22 protein-coding genes are annotated in these 17,062 nt (G+C 38.5%); 7 read left to right on the top strand and 15 right to left on the bottom strand.

Annotated features, from left to right (window positions below; translation table 11 throughout):
• Nucleotides 1-42: 42 nt before the first annotated feature.
• Entirely contained in the window at nucleotides 43-450 is a 408-nt protein-coding gene (locus BBI08_RS08025; RefSeq protein WP_008499103.1) for a CoA-binding protein, read from the bottom strand.
• 135 nt (nucleotides 451-585) lie between these two features.
• On the opposite strand from BBI08_RS08025, the gene plsY reads away from it, so the two are divergent.
• Nucleotides 586-1,179 carry a glycerol-3-phosphate 1-O-acyltransferase PlsY gene (gene plsY / locus BBI08_RS08020; protein WP_008499102.1) on the top strand — a complete coding sequence of 198 codons (594 nt, stop codon included), beginning with the start codon at nucleotides 586-588 and terminating at the stop codon, nucleotides 1,177-1,179.
• Between the two features lie 20 nt (nucleotides 1,180-1,199).
• Entirely contained in the window at nucleotides 1,200-1,490 is a 291-nt protein-coding gene (locus BBI08_RS08015; protein WP_008499101.1) for a HesB/YadR/YfhF family protein, read from the top strand.
• Nucleotides 1,491-1,675: 185 nt separating this feature from the next.
• Here BBI08_RS08015 and BBI08_RS08010 read toward each other — a convergent pair whose 3' ends face one another.
• The 4 genes from BBI08_RS08010 to BBI08_RS07995 all read right to left on the bottom strand — a co-directional run bounded on the left by BBI08_RS08010 (nucleotide 1,676) and on the right by BBI08_RS07995 (nucleotide 5,869).
• Nucleotides 1,676-1,975, bottom strand: coding sequence for a hypothetical protein (locus tag BBI08_RS08010; RefSeq protein WP_008499099.1), 300 nt, complete (start codon nucleotides 1,973-1,975; stop codon nucleotides 1,676-1,678).
• The gene (locus tag BBI08_RS08005) at nucleotides 1,959-2,399 is read right to left on the bottom strand and encodes an acyl-CoA thioesterase (RefSeq protein ID WP_008499098.1); all 441 of its coding nucleotides are present in this window, start codon (nucleotides 2,397-2,399) and stop codon (nucleotides 1,959-1,961) included. The genes BBI08_RS08010 and BBI08_RS08005 overlap by 17 nt, the downstream gene beginning before the upstream one ends.
• Nucleotides 2,400-2,521: 122 nt before the next feature.
• A complete protein-coding gene (gene acnA / locus BBI08_RS08000) occupies nucleotides 2,522-5,236 on the bottom strand; it encodes an aconitate hydratase AcnA (RefSeq protein WP_008499097.1) in 2,715 nt (904 codons plus the stop codon).
• Between the two features lie 129 nt (nucleotides 5,237-5,365).
• Nucleotides 5,366-5,869, bottom strand: coding sequence for a DinB family protein (locus BBI08_RS07995; RefSeq protein ID WP_065527948.1), 504 nt, complete (start codon nucleotides 5,867-5,869; stop codon nucleotides 5,366-5,368).
• Between the two features lie 209 nt (nucleotides 5,870-6,078).
• Between BBI08_RS07995 and BBI08_RS07990 the strand changes: the two genes are divergently transcribed.
• From BBI08_RS07990 to BBI08_RS07980, 3 genes are all read left to right on the top strand, one after another.
• Nucleotides 6,079-6,930 carry a site-specific integrase gene (locus tag BBI08_RS07990; RefSeq protein ID WP_008499094.1) on the top strand — a complete coding sequence of 284 codons (852 nt, stop codon included), beginning with the start codon at nucleotides 6,079-6,081 and terminating at the stop codon, nucleotides 6,928-6,930.
• Nucleotides 6,931-7,228: 298 nt separating this feature from the next.
• Entirely contained in the window at nucleotides 7,229-7,771 is a 543-nt protein-coding gene (locus BBI08_RS07985) for a cysteine hydrolase family protein (RefSeq protein ID WP_008499093.1), read from the top strand.
• A gap of 88 nt (nucleotides 7,772-7,859) precedes the next feature.
• Complete coding sequence (locus BBI08_RS07980) at nucleotides 7,860-8,114, top strand: GlsB/YeaQ/YmgE family stress response membrane protein (protein ID WP_008499091.1); 255 nt, start codon at nucleotides 7,860-7,862, stop codon at nucleotides 8,112-8,114.
• 44 nt (nucleotides 8,115-8,158) lie between these two features.
• On the opposite strand, the gene BBI08_RS07975 is transcribed toward BBI08_RS07980, so the two are convergent.
• Nucleotides 8,159-8,797, bottom strand: a complete 639-nt coding sequence (locus BBI08_RS07975; protein WP_065527947.1) for a lytic transglycosylase domain-containing protein — start codon at nucleotides 8,795-8,797, stop codon at nucleotides 8,159-8,161.
• Between the two features lie 159 nt (nucleotides 8,798-8,956).
• Between BBI08_RS07975 and mscL the strand changes: the two genes are divergently transcribed.
• On the top strand, nucleotides 8,957-9,346 hold the full coding sequence (mscL, locus tag BBI08_RS07970; protein WP_065527946.1) for a large conductance mechanosensitive channel protein MscL: 390 nt from the start codon (nucleotides 8,957-8,959) through the stop codon (nucleotides 9,344-9,346).
• Between the two features lie 8 nt (nucleotides 9,347-9,354).
• On the opposite strand, the gene BBI08_RS07965 is transcribed toward mscL, so the two are convergent.
• From BBI08_RS07965 to BBI08_RS07955, 4 genes are all read right to left on the bottom strand, one after another.
• Nucleotides 9,355-9,918, bottom strand: coding sequence for an SCO family protein (locus tag BBI08_RS07965; protein ID WP_008499088.1), 564 nt, complete (start codon nucleotides 9,916-9,918; stop codon nucleotides 9,355-9,357).
• Nucleotides 9,919-10,012: 94 nt separating this feature from the next.
• Entirely contained in the window at nucleotides 10,013-10,141 is a 129-nt protein-coding gene (locus tag BBI08_RS16885) for a YvrJ family protein (RefSeq protein ID WP_008430032.1), read from the bottom strand.
• 256 nt (nucleotides 10,142-10,397) lie between these two features.
• Nucleotides 10,398-10,613, bottom strand: coding sequence for a DUF2922 domain-containing protein (locus BBI08_RS07960; RefSeq protein ID WP_008499087.1), 216 nt, complete (start codon nucleotides 10,611-10,613; stop codon nucleotides 10,398-10,400).
• A gap of 22 nt (nucleotides 10,614-10,635) precedes the next feature.
• A complete protein-coding gene (locus BBI08_RS07955) occupies nucleotides 10,636-10,854 on the bottom strand; it encodes a DUF1659 domain-containing protein (protein ID WP_008430030.1) in 219 nt (72 codons plus the stop codon).
• 120 nt (nucleotides 10,855-10,974) lie between these two features.
• Here BBI08_RS07955 and BBI08_RS07950 point away from each other — a divergent pair, with 120 nt between their 5' ends.
• Nucleotides 10,975-11,409, top strand: coding sequence for a DUF2621 family protein (locus BBI08_RS07950; RefSeq protein WP_008499086.1), 435 nt, complete (start codon nucleotides 10,975-10,977; stop codon nucleotides 11,407-11,409).
• A gap of 14 nt (nucleotides 11,410-11,423) precedes the next feature.
• Here BBI08_RS07950 and BBI08_RS07945 read toward each other — a convergent pair whose 3' ends face one another.
• The 5 genes from BBI08_RS07945 to BBI08_RS07925 form a co-directional block, all read right to left on the bottom strand.
• Complete coding sequence (locus BBI08_RS07945; RefSeq protein ID WP_008499085.1) at nucleotides 11,424-11,924, bottom strand: CcdC family protein; 501 nt, start codon at nucleotides 11,922-11,924, stop codon at nucleotides 11,424-11,426.
• Nucleotides 11,917-12,240 (bottom strand): thioredoxin family protein, encoded by a 324-nt coding sequence (locus BBI08_RS07940; protein ID WP_008499083.1) that lies wholly within the window; start codon nucleotides 12,238-12,240, stop codon nucleotides 11,917-11,919. The genes BBI08_RS07945 and BBI08_RS07940 overlap by 8 nt, the downstream gene beginning before the upstream one ends.
• A gap of 24 nt (nucleotides 12,241-12,264) precedes the next feature.
• Nucleotides 12,265-12,975 carry a cytochrome c biogenesis CcdA family protein gene (locus BBI08_RS07935; protein ID WP_008499082.1) on the bottom strand — a complete coding sequence of 237 codons (711 nt, stop codon included), beginning with the start codon at nucleotides 12,973-12,975 and terminating at the stop codon, nucleotides 12,265-12,267.
• A 318-nt stretch (nucleotides 12,976-13,293) separates the two neighbouring features.
• The gene (locus tag BBI08_RS07930; protein WP_065527945.1) at nucleotides 13,294-15,078 is read right to left on the bottom strand and encodes an ABC transporter ATP-binding protein; all 1,785 of its coding nucleotides are present in this window, start codon (nucleotides 15,076-15,078) and stop codon (nucleotides 13,294-13,296) included.
• Nucleotides 15,078-16,832: an ABC transporter ATP-binding protein gene (locus BBI08_RS07925; RefSeq protein ID WP_065527944.1), complete on the bottom strand. Its 1,755-nt coding sequence runs from the start codon at nucleotides 16,830-16,832 to the stop codon at nucleotides 15,078-15,080. The genes BBI08_RS07930 and BBI08_RS07925 overlap by 1 nt, the downstream gene beginning before the upstream one ends.
• Between the last annotated feature and the right edge of the window lie 230 nt (nucleotides 16,833-17,062).

Raw genomic sequence — 17,062 nt, 5'->3', positions numbered from 1 at the left:
CTTCATAGAAAAAGAGCGCTGAGCGCCCTTTAGCGGTATTGCCTATTTTAGAATGGCGTATTCCACTTTGATGCAACGATCCATAATGACTGTAACCCCTGCATCAGTCAAACGATTAAATACGTTCTCATCTATTACATTTAATTGTGTCCAAAAAACCGGACAATCGATTTTCATAAATTCATCTGCGATATCTTCTAGAAACTCGCTGCGTCTAAAAACATTAACGATATCTACTTTTTCTGGGATATCGCTCAACCGGGCATAGCTTTTCTCACCCATTACCGTATCTGCTAAAGGATTTACTGGGATGATCCGATAACCTGCGCGCTTCATAGCTTCTGATACGACATAAGACGTTCGGCTAGGATTTGGACTAAGCCCGACCACTGCTATTGTTTTTGCTTGGTCGAGTACATTTTTGATTTCGTTGCGGCTAGGATTTTCCAAAATGTTCACCTGTCCTTTTTATTCTATCATACACGATTTTGTTCTGCCTGTTGAATAATCTACCGACTATTGTTTAAAGAACTTCAGTCATGGTAAACTAAAAATACAAAATAAGGTTGTGTAAAGGAGTTCATCATGACTATACTGCTTCCCCTACTATTAGCTTACTTGCTTGGCTCGATTCCTTCTGCCTTATGGGTTGGAAAACTGTTCTACAAAACTGATATCCGTACGCAAGGAAGTGGCAATTTAGGAGCTACGAACACGTTTCGGACGCTCGGAAAAAAAGCTGGAATTGCGGTAACAATTTTAGATATTTTAAAAGGAACAGCTGCTACGTTGATTCCGCTCTTTATCGCTACTGATATCCACCCGTTAGTGTTTGGTGTGTTAGCGGTTATCGGACATATTTTTCCGGTATTTGCTAAGTTTAAAGGCGGTAAAGCAGTTGCCACGTCTGGCGGTATCCTGATTGGTTATCAATGGCCACTATTCATTATGGCTGTCGCTGTGTTTTTGATTGCATTAAAAATCACAAAAATGGTATCATTATCATCAATTATCTTAGCAGTCGTTTTTATCATTTATATTACCATTTATGCAATTTTTTCAGCAGATTACTTGTTTATGTCGGTCATTTATCTATTGGCGCTATTCATTATTTTCCGCCACCGCGCCAATATTGCTCGAATACGAGCTGGCACTGAACCAAAAATCAGCTGGATGTAACCAGTGAAAGGACGTGCGATATGCAAATTAACATTAGCAACGACGCTCTCGATTGGTTTAAAAAGGAAATGGAAGTAACACCTGGAGAAGCTGTACGCTTTTTCGTTCGTTATGGTGGCTCAAGCAAGTTGCAACCAGGTTTTTCACTAGGTGTTACGAAAGATCAACCGTATGAAATAGCGGCAGAAGTAGAACAAGATAAAGTGACTTATTTTATCGAACAAACCGATGCTTGGTATTTTGACGGTCATAATCTTGACGTTAGTGTTAACGATGACTTACACGAACTTGATTATTCATACACAAAATAAAAAGCATGAATAGCTCATGTTTCAGACGATAGCGCACTCGATTAAATCGAGTGCGCTATCATCTTTTTTAGAAGAAAAAGAAATATCTTCAATTTTTAAAGCATAAAATACAAAAAGTGTTGGAATGAGACTCATTCCAACACTTTTTGTATCTATACTCTGTAACATGAATAGCTTATACATTGTTACTTTTCCAGTTTATTCAGTTGTTCCGAATGACCTTCGCTTTGCAAAATTGCCCGTTGACGCTCGCCAAATAAATCGAAATGCGGATAATTGCCTCGTAAATCCATCCATTCACGTTGCAATCCATACTGTTTCCCCCAAGATTCCAGCTTATTTAAGTCGCAGCATCCCACTTTTGTGACCGTATTACAGCCTGGGAAGCGATCGTCTACCCAATAATGCGTTAAAAATGAAATTTCACCGCTATCGACCCCCTGCTTCCAACGTTCGAGTTCTTCTCGCTTAATTCCGAACGCCATCAGGAACCTGCTTTTTAATTTCTTCGTATTTTTTATGCCATTCTGGGAAGACTTTTTGGATGGATACTGGACGAAAAGTTTCTTTTTTTACAACAACATGTTCAGATAAAGCAGTAGCAGCGATTGTTCCATCTTCGTGGACAATTTCATAGCCGTATTTTGTCCGCAAACGCCCATGCTCTTCTACCCACGTGCGAACAAACGCTTTTTGGCCGTAACGTAAAGCTGCTTTATATTGAATGGAAATATCCATGACAGGTGATATATAGCCGTCTTTCTCCATACCTGCATACGTAAATCCTATATCTTCAATCAATTTAGTACGTCCTATTTCTAACCATATGATGTAATTGGCGTGATAAACAACGCCCATCTGATCCGTTTCTGCGTAACGGATTTCAATTTCTTTCTCACTTATGTACATATCCTATTCACCTCATAACTAGTATACAAGAAAATGCTTTTTGATTGTATGATAGACGTTCCATGGAACGTGGAATGATAAAAAGGCTGCTGGGATTCCCCAACAGCCTTTTCGTATCATTCTTATACTTCTAGTAATTTGTTACGTAGCACCATTTGTAAGATACCGCCGTGACGGAAGTAATCTACTTCTACTTCAGAATCAAAACGGGCTAATACTTGGAACTCAGTTACTTTACCGTCTTCAGCAGTAGCTGTAACAGTAAGAAGATCGCGTGGTTTCACGTCATCAGTCAAGTTAACGCTGATTGTTTCGCGTCCAGTCAATCCAAGAGAATCTGCGCTTTCACCGTTAACAAATTGCAACGGTAGAACACCCATCATCACTAGGTTTGAACGGTGAATACGCTCATAGCTTTCTGCGATAACTGTTTTAATGCCTAAAAGGAATGTTCCTTTAGCTGCCCAGTCACGAGAAGAGCCCATGCCGTAATCTTTACCAGTCAAGACAACAAGTCCTGTGCCTTGTTCCTGATACTTCATAGCTGCATCGTAAATTGCCATTGTTTCGCCCGTTGGCCAGAAAGTTGTGTAACCACCAGTTGTTCCTGGAGCTACTTGGTTACGGATACGAATGTTAGCGAATGTTCCGCGCATCATGACTTCATGATTACCACGACGAGATCCGTAAGAGTTAAAGTTACGAGGCTCAACGCCATTTTCACGAAGGTATAGACCTGCTGGCGTATCTTTACCAATTGCACCAGCTGGTGAAATGTGGTCAGTCGTGATAGAATCTGCGAATTTCGCAACTACGCGAAGGTCAGATAATGCTTCGATTGGAGCTGGCTCTTTTGAAAGACCTTCAAAGAACGGCGGGTTTTGGATATAAGTTGATGTAGAATCGAACTCATATAAAGAATCGTCGTTCGTTTCAATTGCATTCCATGCTTCGTTCTCGTTAAATACGTGCTCGTATTCTTTACGGAACAATTCTGGAGTAACCGTTTCTTTAACTGTTTTCTTGATTTCTTCAGTTGTTGGCCAGATGTCTTTGAAGAAGACGTCTTTACCTTCTTTGTCCTTACCGATTGGATCAACTGCAAAGTCGATATCCACAGTACCAGCAAGAGCATAAGCAACAACTAACATTGGAGATGCCAAGTAGTTTGCTTTAACAAGTGGGTGAATACGTCCTTCAAAGTTACGGTTACCAGACAATACAGAAGAAACTAGTAAATCGTTATCAAGAATTGCTTCTTCGATTTCTGGAAGCAATGGACCTGAGTTACCGATACAAGTCGTACAGCCGTATCCTACTAAGTTAAAGCCGATTTGGTTCATGTAATCCAATAAACCAGAATCGTTCAAGTAACCTGTAACAACTTTAGATCCTGGAGCTAATGAAGTTTTCACGTAAGCAGGTGGAGTTAATCCTTTTTCTACTGCTTTTTTCGCTACTAATCCAGCACCAAGCATTACGTATGGGTTAGAAGTATTTGTACAAGATGTGATAGCTGCAATTGCTAATGCGCCGGTCTTCATCTCAACAGATCTACCGTCTTTAAAGTTAACTGTTGCCGTTTTTTCAATTTCAGCTTCATCAAGCGCAAAACCATGAGGTCCTTCTTCGCCTGTAACAGCTTTGTTGAACTCAGTTTTCATTTGAGATAAAGGAATCAAATCTTGTGGACGTTTAGGTCCTGCAAGGTTTGGTTCGATATCCGAAAGATCAATTTCCACTAAGTCCGTGTAGATTGGATCTTCGTTATCTACAGTGAAGAACATGTCGTTTGCTTGTAAATATTTTTTCGTTACAGCGATTTGCTCTTCATCACGTGCAGTTAAACGCATGTAATCAAGTGCTTCTTCGTCAACTGGGAAGAAACCGCAAGTTGCACCGTATTCTGGAGCCATGTTCGCAATTGTTGCGCGGTCAGCAAGTGGCAATGATGTAACGCCAGGGCCGAAGAACTCAACAAATTTACCAACTACGCCTTTTTTACGTAATGTTTGAGTAACTTTTAATGCCAAATCAGTAGCCGTTGCTCCGTTTGGAAGTTCACCCGTCATTTTAACGCCGATAACTTCTGGAATTGGGAAGTATGAAGGTTGTCCAAGCATTCCTGCTTCAGCTTCGATACCGCCAACGCCCCATCCAAGAACACCGATTCCGTTGATCATTGTTGTATGGGAATCTGTACCGAACAATGTATCAGGGAAGGTTTCAAATGTGCCGTCTGTGTTTTCAACAGCATGAACAACGTTTGCCAAGTACTCAAGGTTTACTTGGTGAACGATACCTGTTGCAGGTGGAACAGCACGGTAGTTATCGTATGCTTTTTGAGCCCAGCTAAGGAACTGGTAACGCTCAGCGTTGCGCTCAAATTCAAGTTCCATGTTGATGCGAAGTGAATCTTGTGTACCATAGTTATCAACTTGTACCGAGTGGTCAATTACAAGATCAACTGGAATTTCAGGGTTGATTTTGTTTGGATCTCCACCCATTTCAGCCATTGCTGAACGAAGTGCAGCCAAATCAACTACTACTGGTACTCCTGTAAAATCTTGTAGGATAACGCGTGAAGGCTTGAATGGAACTTCTGCTTCTTTGTTAGCATCTTTGCCCCATTTTGCTAATTCTTCAACGTGCTCGTCATTGATGACATATCCGTCGTGCTGACGCAATACGGATTCCAATAGAACTTTAATCGAATAAGGTAGGCGTGATACTTTAGCGATACCTGCTTCTTCTAATGCAGCTAAACGATAATAGTTATACGTTTTGTCATTTAGCTCAAAAGAAGTGCGGCTGTTGTGCAAACTGCTCTTTGCCATTTTTTAGTTCCTCCTTTAAATCTTCTGAAAAACGCTTAATCAGCGCTTCTCTCCTCCTCTATCATACCGAATGCTACAGCATAAGTAAATTACATTAAAATTATAGAATGTGATAAGTTTTCCGAATGACTATCTGTTCCCTTCATCATTTTTTCTTAAGGTCTCTTGTAATTGCTTAAAATGACGCTTTTCATGCAAGCCGACAAACGGAAACCATTGAACGAGGGGAACTTTTCCAAACACCGGATGGTTCATTGATTTTTTCTCTAACTGTTCACGACTTGCATGTGCGTAAACTTCATATAGTAAGTTATGCGAGGCATTTAAACGCTTTTTCATTTCTTTGAGAGTGATAAAGTCATTTGTCGGGGTGACGTGACTTGGCGCTTCTACTTTAAATGAGCGACTAACCGTTAAGGCAATTGGCTTTTTGATTGCTTTTTTACTTTCTTCTTTTTGTAGTTCTTGAGAAACCCCTTTTGCAATGATTTTTTCCATTAATTGAAGATGATCTAGAATTTGAATTGGTGACCATTCAGATTCTGAAGGTTTCAAGTTTAATTGTTCATCCGTCTTTCCTTCAACTGCTTGAAGAACTTGGTTTCTAATTTTTGCATTGTTTTCGTTAAACATCTTTTTTCCACCTTCGTTTCGTGTAATTGTCTACTCTTTTAACATACCCTAATCTTTGAAAATTAAATACATTCTACTAGTAGGTTATTCTATTGAATACAAAATGTAAAAAAACTCTCCTCACTGCCTATTGACAAGGGAAAATACGTTCTATTTACCTGATTTAATGGTATAATTTAAGGAAATCCATTAAGAAGAGGTGACGCATAATGCCTTATGGTTACGAGAAATTTAGACTGGACAACGGCATTAGCCCGAACACCGTAGTTCATGAAGTCCAATTGATCCGCTCGCTCTTCGCTTTTCTTAGACATACGTACAAAAGACCTGTTGAACCGCATGATATACGTCCTTCCGACATCCAACAATTTTTAATGGATCAGCACATGGCGGGCATTAAAGACAGTACATTAAACCGGAAACTAATTTATATTAGAAGATGGTTTGACTATATGTGGCAAATTGGTCGCATTCCGAACGATTTTATGCCGAAATTCAAATTCAGTAAAAAGCTGGATTTAACACCGGCTGATATCCACTTAAATTACGAAGATTTGTTAAAAAAGAAAGATGCTGTGCTTGAAGCTGATCGTTTATCTTTGAATGCAAAAATTCTTTATATCCTATACCTTCGCGGACTTCGCCTTCGTGATATGGTAGCCATTGATGTAGATAATTTTGATGATCGCGATGGTAAGCTCGTTTTATCAGTCGATAAAAAAGATGGCTATCAATGCCGGATGGAGTTCACTGACAAAGAAATTCCAGTTATGCTTGATGCAATTGAGCGTGCAGTATTCCGCGGCACACCTTACTTATTGTCATCTAAAGTTAAAAACGAATACACGATGTTTCAAATGGGATCATTATCGGATTATACGGAGGCTCTTTCTTCATTCGTTGGCATGCCAATGCGTTCAGGCGATATCCGTTTTGCATACGTCCATTATTTGTATTCAGTTGAACATAAAAACCTGGAAGAAATCCAAGAAACACTAGGTGTTTCACTAGATTCTGCATCTAGAATATTAAAAGATTCGTTAGTTCGTTTGAAAAGATAATATACAAAAACATGAAAACAGCCTATCCCAATGTGTTTGGGATAGGCTGTTTTATGTTTCCGGTCATAAGAAAAAACCGAAATCCAAAGCAAAATTAAAAATGAGCAATGTGTGAAATACAACAAAAATCATACCTTGTCTATTAAGTTTTTCCACATTTTCATATTGCATCAGGACCACCCCTTCTCTCTTAATTAGTCTGATTATACTGAAAATAAAAACTATTAGCAAGCATTGTTTATTTTCATCTTATTTTATTTAAGTTTATAATCAAGAAAAAGATATAGGAGTGAACGCAATGAAAAAAGCATTATTAGTTGTGGATTATACGGTGGATTTTGTAGCAGACGATGGCGCTTTAACTTGCGGCAAACCTGGACAAGTTATCGAAGAAAAAATTTGTCAGTTGACTGAAGAATTTTTAAATGACGACGAACTAGTTATTATGCCAGTTGATTTACACGAAAAAGATAATCCCTATCATCCTGAAACGAAGTTATTCCCTCCTCACAATATAAGAGGCACGGCTGGCCGCGCGTTATACGGACGACTTGCTGATATTTATGAAGCCCATCGTAGCGACATCATTTGGATGGACAAAACACGATACAGTGCATTTGCTGGAACCAATTTAGAATTAGTGCTTCGTGAGCGGAGTATTGAAGAAATTCATATCGTTGGGGTTTGCACAGATATTTGTGTGCTGCACACAGCAGTAGATGCTTATAATAAAGGATTTAGTATCATTGTCCATAAAGATGGTGTCGCTAGCTTTGATCAAGTTGGACATGAATGGTCTCTGCGTCATTTCACCGCAACCTTAGGAGCACAAGTTTTATAAAAATTTTTTATTTTATGTTTCAAATATCCTGAATAAGGTTATATCTAGAGTGTAGCAATTATACATTACCTAAAAGGAGCTGGAAAAAATGGGTTTTATTTTATATCTAATTATGGGTGGTATCATCGGTTGGATCGCAGGAATGATTCTTGGTAAAGACGTACCAGGTGGAATTATTGGTAACATTATTGCAGGTATCGTAGGTGCTTGGTTAGGCGGATTAATCCTAGGAAACTTAGGTCCAGTAATTTGGGACGTAGCAATTATCCCAGCATTAATCGGTGCTTTGATCTTTGTATTCGTTCTTAGCTTGATCATGGGATCTATGAGAAAAAGAACATAAAAATTCATGCAAAAAGAGTGGACTTTGGTCCACTCTTTTTTTCGTCAATTATATTCTTCTTCGTATAAATGATAATAATGTAAGACATCCGCTACATATTCTTCACTATGATTATACTGAAAAATGGCATTTTCTAAATCGCCTTCTGCTGCTCCATTTTGTGATAAATAATTCGCTGCGCTATAAAGTGAATCTTCTAGATTATACGGATCTGCAATGCCGTCTCCATTACCATCCACGCCATAGCCACCATAATAGGCAATCACATCAAGATTTACTTTGTCTTCTTCGCTAATGTCTCCTTGACCTTGTCCTGAGCAACTTGGATGACTCCACCCCACAAATGTACAAGGCATAAATTGAAGATGTCCTTCTGCGCCAACTGGCGACAATAAAGGATCCATAGTAGAAAATCTCGTTTCAATTCGATGGTGTGCAGCTAGTAATGTCCATGGGATATTGTAAGCATCAGCTGCTTCTTTGTATAATGGAATATTTTCTTCTGGAATTTTAAATTCAATTAAGTGATTGGGTGCGTCTTTGATCGTTTTAAATACCGAATCCGAATTGACTAGTGCAAATATCAAGATAGTGATCGTCGCTATAACTATTGCTGCAGGCACAAAAAGAATCAGGCATCCAATTTTACGTTTCCACCTAATTGGTAATTTTTTCTTTTTCATTTTTTCACACCTATTTTTTCATTTGTTTTAGTGTAGCACAACACCTTTAACATTACCTTTTCGAAGCGGCATGGTAAGGTTTTCTAACAGTCAACTTCTAAGTGTATTTCCAGATTTTTTTTGTTATCATAATCATTAGATTATTAGGAGGCGATGTGTATGTGGGAAGACTTTAAGAAGTTTGCGTTGAAAGGTAACATTCTTGACTTAGCTATAGCAGTAATTATTGGTACCGCTTTCGGGAAAGTAGTATCTTCTTTAGTAGAAGACATCATTATGCCGGTAGTTGGAATGTTGGTCGGCGGAATAAGTGTTGAAAACTGGAGCTATACATTTAACGACGTGGTACTGCATTATGGATTATTTATACAAGCTATTATCGACTTTTTTATTATTTCATTTTCTATTTTTGTGGTTATCCGCATTTTCATTAATTTAAAACGAAAAAAAGACATACCTGCAGCCGAAGAACCAGAAGTCCTGGACAAAACTCAAGAACTCCTTGTCGAAATCAGAGATCTTTTGAGTAAAGAAAAAACCGGTCAATGACCGGTTTTTTAATACTCTTCGATTAATCCACGTAAATCATTTTTAATATCCTCAACCGGCACACTGTCGTAACCGTCATAATTATTTACAACCACACCTTCTTGGTCTACTAAATAAAAGTTCGTTCCGTGTATGACTTGATCACTTTCAGGATCATTGCGGACAAAAGATTTAAAATTATCTTTAGCAAATTCAGCAATTTCGTCCTGCGTATATCCCGTCAATAAATGCCATTTTGAGTCATCTGGCACTGAAAATTGTGCTAAATAGTTTTGTAAGGTTTCGGGCGTGTCAACAATTGGATCCACACTAAATGCTACGATTTTATAATCACTCAAGCCATCAGCTTCTAACTCTTCCTGAATTCCGCTTAAATTAAAAGTCATTGGCGGGCATACCGTATTGCAATTGGTGAAAACAAAAGTCGCTAGCCACGGCGTCCCTTTTAAATCTTCCAAAGCTACCGGTTCTCCACGTTGGTCAGTATATGAAAAATCATCGATTGCAGAACTACCACACGCAGACAACAACAGCACTAAGCTGATTAATGCTGATAAAGAAATAAATCGCATACTATTGCCTCCACTCTTTCATCTCCTTAATCATAGCGAAAGTGTAGAATCAGTACAATACATGGAATACTGCCATTGTCACGATTTTGTGAAGTCAGGACAATTTCAATGTAAGCAGTGCTTCATGAATGGCGACCAGTTTCGTTTCCACACGATGCATCAAGTAAAATGACACAAATATAGGGAATCCGAGCTCCTGTACCCATTGCATCCACTCAGCCATAAACCTCACCTCCAATCTAGAAAAGCTAAAGCTGTCGTTTAGATTCGACAGGCATAAGACAATCTGGCGAAGCGGCGTTTTTTGCCGCACAGCCAGAGTGGCTTATGACCCGAGAATCTGACAGCTGAAGCTAGACAATTAAAAAAGCTAAAGCTGCCGTTTAACACCGACAAGCGCTGGTAGCCTCGGTAGATCAGCTCCATTGATCTTCTCTTCCTATTGAAAAAAGCTCTCCCGAAACAGGAGAGCTTCTTGCTTATACTTCGTACTCCACAATATTGCGTTCGACTATACGTGCACCTTTTACTGTGCCGAGTGACGAACCTTCTACTTCGAACACATTATGTGTGATAATTGCTTGCATTCCTGCGAACAATTCAGCGTCTGTGACGTCGGCACGCGGTTCATCAACTGTTAATGTCACATCTTTTCCGGCAGTGGTTGTGAAGATTAATTCTAAAGTTTTAGCCATTCTCTATTCCCCCTCCTACTAATTATTGATAGATTGTGATTGCGGATTGTTTTTCAACATCCATCAAAGTTTTTGTTCCGAAGTTTGTCAAAACCGCTGCTGTCTCAAAAATACCGTCTGCAGCTGCAGCTTCTTTGACGTTGTGATACGATTTAAACTTTCTCTTTACTTTACCGTTGGCATCCAATCCATTGTCGTACGTGCAGCGAATGCTAGCGTTCTTAAAATCACTAAAGGCCATGTTTCTCACCTCCTTTCATTCGCTATATAGACACAGTTAGAAAAAAGAGATACATTTTTAATGAATTTCTTTTCAAACCCTTCTATAATGGAAGTAATGGAAAAGACGAGGTGAAACAATATGGAACTGAATGGCTGGTTTTTAGTATTTATCCTATTTTGGGTAGTCGTATTAGTAGGGCTTTTTGCCATTGGAGGATATTTTATGTTCAGAAAGTTCCTGAAGTCCATGCCTAAAGAGGACGGCCTTTCGGATTTGAACTGGGAAGAATATTACGTGGATAAAACCATACATTTATGGGGCGTTGAAGAAAAAGCAATGTTGAACGAATTGGTTCAACCCGTTCCCGATTTATTCCGACCAGTAGCAAAACAAAAGATTGCTGGTAGAATTGGGCAAGTCTTGCTTGAAGAAAATGTTAAAAAGATGAAGCTCGAACACATTATTCGTGGTTATATTTTAGCTACGCCTAAACGTGATCATAAGTTTTTACGAAAAAAATTGGCAGAAATGAAAATTGATGTGAGTCCGTACGAACAATATTTTGAACAATAAAAAGCGCTGCTCCCTTAAATGGGAACAGCGCTTTTATTTTTTGCTTCGAGTTTTTTATATTGCCAAAGCATTGAGATTCGCCACGGCCAAAGCATACCAAATGCTAAAATCCAGAACATGCCACCTAATTCGCCAATATCAATACTTGAACTTAAAACAACTTTACCGACTACGCGTACTAGTAACAAGCCAAATAAAATAAAGACAAAAGCTTTCGATTGTTTTAAGTAAATATCACTATCACGAACTTCGAATTTTGATGTCCAAATCAGCACCGTTGAAAAAAGAATACCCACGGCTAATGCCTCTAAAATTTGTAAAGGTGCCACACGAAAAAAAGGAAAGATAAACATGAAAGCACCAGTAGACATAAATAATGGGGGCAAAATAATCTTTTTTACCGATGCCGGTTTCTTTGCAGCCTTCGAGCGAACAAACATCGCTAGCAATCCCATCAAAAATGCACCAACTGTTGTAATGATTAAATAGACTTCTGTAGGAATTTGATTAAGCATCCAAATTCTCCTCCAGCTTATCTAGTCTGCGGCGTAATTCTTCTATCGGTACAAAGCGTGCAAAACGCTGAACTTCTTTACCATGGCGATATAAAATCACCACAGGTGCTGTAAACAGCATCAATTGTCCTGCCAATTCTGGCACCTTTGCCGCATTGACCAAGTAAAAAGGAAGCTTGTAGTCGCCTTCAAAATCCTCAACTTGAGGGCGTAAACCTTCACAGACTGAACAATTATCTGTTTTTACAAAAAGCAAAAAAGATTTCTCTTCACCTATTTTTGATTGATATTCTTCTATTTTCGAAATAGTTTCCATCTTTTTCACCTACTCATTATCAATTTAAAATCCTTGGAAATCACCAAAGAACGGACTTAAGACACGGATCAAATACGTTAGGCCATCGAAAAATAATAAGATCCCAATTGCAATCATAACATAACCGCCAACTTTCATGATTGTTTGATTATGTTTACGCAACCAGCCCATACGTGTCACAAAGAATGACAATACGAAAAACGGAATTGCAAAACCAAGCACATAAGCCACCATATACCAAACACCAGAACCAGGATTAGTCGCAGCAAGTGCATAAATAGCTGCTGTTATCGGCCCTGTACATGGTGTCCAACCAGCCGCAAAAGCTAGACCAATTACAAATGTCCCAAGAAATCCAGATGGACGATTTTTAAATGAGAACTTGCGATCTTGCATGAGTAATTTTGGTGAAAAAACACCGATAATCATTAACCCAAATAACACAATAAAAATCGCACCTACTTGACGGATCAATTCATCATAACGAATAAACCATTCATAAAAGAACGATGTACTAAATCCGAGTGCGATGAAAATTGTTGAAAATCCTAATAAGAAAAATAACGTATGAAACATACCTCTGCGTTGCATAACTTTTTTATCATTTTTAATCTCATCCATTGTCATACCTGTGATATAAGATAAAAATGCAGGATATAAAGGCAACGTACATGGAGAAATAAAACTCAAAAAGCCTGCGCCAAAAGCTAAAAATAAATTAATATCAGATGTCACTGGTAATTCTCCTTCCTGTCTTCTTCTCATCTTAACAAATATTCTAGCTTAACACTGCTCTTACGCCTGTGAAATCTTTGTGGACAAATGATCAACTTATTACTTTTTTCAATTGGATTTAATTAACTTGTTATATTTTTTGGTTGTAAACATTTTTTGACTTTTTGGATAAATCCTTTTGTAGTTTACTACATTGTAAGTTTAAAACAACTTGGGCTGCTCTTTTGTTTAATCCAAAGCGACTAGTCCAATTTTTCGCAACAAAAAACTGTAGTCACCTCGAATCATTCGAATTGACTACAGTATAAAAGCTTTTGACTACTCCACGATTCCATTTTGCAATAAATACATTTTATGATACAAACCGCGTTGTTGCAGCAATTGTTGATGAGTTCCTCGCTCTACAATTTCTCCTTGTCGCAGTACTAGTATCAGTTCGGCATCTTGAATCGTGCTAAGTCTATGTGCGATAGCAATTGTTGTTCGACCAAGCCGCATGCGTTCAAGGCTTTCTTGAATGGCCATTTCCGTTTCCGTATCAATGTTAGCTGTTGCTTCATCAAGCACCAATACTTTCGGATCGGTCGAAATGGTTCTCGCAAACGCGACTAATTGACGTTGGCCGCTTGAAAATGTTGATCCTCTTTCAGTCACTTTTTGCTGATACTTGTTTGGCAATTCTTCGATAAAGCGATCAGCTTGAACAAATTCTGCAGCTTTTCGAACAGCAGAATCCGTAATACTTTGATCATAAAGTCGAATATTGCTTGCGATTGTGCCATAAAACAAGAAAGGATCTTGTAAAACCAACCCTAATTTTTTACGCAATTCAGCGGTTTCATAATCTTTTATAGATACTCCATCAATCCAAATATCACCTTTTTTGAATTCGTAAAAACGCATAAGTAAATTGATAATAGAACTTTTCCCACTACCCGTGTGACCTACCAATGCCACCGTTTGACCAGGCATGGCCGTGAAAGAAATATTTTTTAATACATCAGTTTGATCGTCATAAGAAAAACTCACATTCCGAAATTCAATTTTCCCTTCATTAATGTTCGCGCTTGTTCCTAGTTGAGCTGGTATTTTTTCTTGTTCATCGAGCAATAAGAACACACGTGATGCTGCCACAATGGCTTGTTGAAAAATCGATAAACGTTGCATCACTTGATTGATTGGTTCAAAAAAGCGATCAATATACGTGACAAACGCATAAATCACACCTACTTCAATAGTATTCGAAAACGACGATACACCAAAATAGCTAAGCAAAAGAATAATCGCCATTGTATAAACCAAGTTAACGGCTGGACGTAACAGCAATGCATCTACTTTTATATTGCGTTTAGCTGCTTGCCAATGCCCATCATTTATGGTGCTAAACTCATCTTTCAGGCGACTTTCTTGACCAAATGCTTGAATCATTCCCATGCCTTGAACAGATTCAGATAACTTGGCATTTAATTGGCCTAAGCGTTCTCGCAAATCTTGGTAAAATACCGAACTGTATTTTCGGTACAGATAAATGATCCAAGCTAGTATCGGCAGTAAGATTAGGGTAAGAAGAGCTAATCGGACATTTAGTAAAAACATCGCAATATACACACCGACAATTAGAAAAGCACTTTGAATAAAACCAATTAACACGGTAACAAACATTTCTTTTATCGCTTCGGTATCATTGGTCACGCGTGACACGATGCCTCCAGCAGGTGTTTTATCAAAATAACGCATGCCTAGTCCGTGAACTTTTGTGAAAACATCAATCCGTAGTTGTTGAATAATTTTCAAAGCGGCTTCCTGAAATTTTAACAGCTGAAAATAACTTATAATCACATTGGACGTTTGGATAAACAAATAACCTAATGCTAAGCCAACTATTGGACCAGTCGGAAAGTTGCCTTCAGTTAAGTAATTATCGATAAATACTTTTATCAAATAAGGGCCTAGCACATCACCTAATACCGTTAGTATTAACAAGCCCGTTGCCAGCAACAACATTTTTTTATGCGGTAATAAGTATGTCAACAAACGTTTGAAAATAATCCATTGATCTCGTCCGGTCAGTTCCTGCTTTTTTTCAGTTTCTTTGATCAGCATTATGCCTCGCCTCCTTGTTCGACGAGTGCTTCTAATTGCTGCAGCTCATACATTTCATAATAAGTCCCTTTTTTCGTCATCAGCTCTTCGTGCGAACCAATTTCTTTAATCGTCCCTTGTTCCATCACTAAAATTTGATGTGCATGCTGAATCGCACTTAAGCGGTGTGATGTAATAATGGTAGTTTTGTCCGCTCGCGTTGCTTTCAATGATTTTAAAATGGATTCTTCTGTTTTGGCATCCACTGCTGATAAAGAATCATCTAAAATCAACAACTCAGGTTCTGTCATAAGTGCACGAGCAATTGAAATTCGTTGTTTTTGACCACCAGAAAGAGATACACCGCGTTCCCCTACTACCGTACTATATCCTTCTGTGAAGTTTTGAATATCTTCGTGTATATGCGCCAAACTAGCGGCACTTTCGACTTCTTTGAGTGTGGCTTCAGGTCGTGCAAATGCAATATTCCCTGCAATGCTCGTTGAAAATAAGAAATGGTCTTGTGGTACATAACCGATCGCTCGTCTCAGACGTTGCTTTTTATAGGCATCAATCGAATACTCTCCGAATAAGATAGAACCTTTATAATCGTCAAACTCTCGTAATAATAATCTTAAAATTGCTGACTTTCCAGAACCCGTCTTGCCAACAATTCCAAGCGTTTCACCTTGTTTCACTGTAAAATAGATGTTCCGAAGAGCTGCTCGGTCATCTCCAGTAAATTTAAACTGTTCTAAAGAAAAAACGATATCTCCTGATGGATCTTCATCAATCGCATTTTCACGATCATCAATTTCAATCGGCTCTGCAAGTAACTGCCGGATACGATCATAAGATGCCCTACCGCGTTCTACAATATTGAAAAGCCATCCAAAGGCTAACATCGGCCATACCAATAAACCAAGATAGGCTGTAAATGCGATCAAATCACCAATTGTCATATCGCCTTGGGTCACAAAATAAGAACCAAAACCAATCGTTAGAAAATAACAAACCCCGATAATCGCGGAAATTGTAGGATCAAATAAAGAATCTACACGCGCTACGCGAATATTTTCATTTACTACACGCTCGGACAGGTTTTTAAAATCATCAATATCTTGCTGTTCTTGACCAAAAGTTTTAATGACTTTCATCCCGGAGATACTTTCTTGCGTTTTATCATTGAGTCCTGAGAATGCTTGTTGCGCTCCATGAAAGCGCTCATGCATCAATTTGCCATAATAATTGGTCATATAAGCCATCAACGGCATTGGCAGCAAGACAATTAAAGTTAATTTCCAATCAATTGTTATGGCCATAGCCGCAATAACAAAACCGCCTGTCGCAATCGAATCGACAAGTGTTAAAACACCTGCACCCGCTGTTTGCTGAACCGCCTGCAAATCATTTGTCGCATGTGCCATCAAGTCGCCAACACGACGCTTTTGATAAAAGGCTGGAGACATTTGCGTAAAATGACGAAACAATTGTTGACGCAGATTTCTAGCCAATAAAATCGAAGACCCAAATATTTGCAACCTCCATGTATACCGTAAAACGTACATCGCTAAAGCTGATGCCGCTAAAATACTTAGCCATTTGAGCAAGTAATCTGGTGTTAAGGTTCCTTGGCTAATACGGTCAACAATAAATCCAATAATTCTCGGTGGTAAAACACCAAGAAATGCTACGACCATTAATAGCATAACCCCTAAAATATAGTGTTTTTTCCGTTCTTTAAAAAACCAACCCAACTCCCAAAATACGCGCATCGTCATCTTTCTCCTTGCTGGTTAATTTTTTCTTATAGCCTACTTTACTGTACGCATATTTTAATCTTTTTAATTTTAGCAAATATTGTTAACTTACGGAAAGACAATGCTTCGATTTATGAAATAAATTAGACTTTAGACTGAATTTCAACTAAATTCTTTGAGATGCTCTGTTAATGTCGAAAAAACACAGAAAAAAGCCGATTTTCCATCGGGGAAGAGGAAAATCG

Origin of the sequence: Planococcus halocryophilus (assembly GCF_001687585.2) — a bacterium.
GTDB lineage: Bacteria > Bacillota > Bacilli > Bacillales_A > Planococcaceae > Planococcus > Planococcus halocryophilus.
Note: the sequence above shows the minus strand (reverse complement) of the source record. Positions and strands in the feature narration are given on the sequence as shown.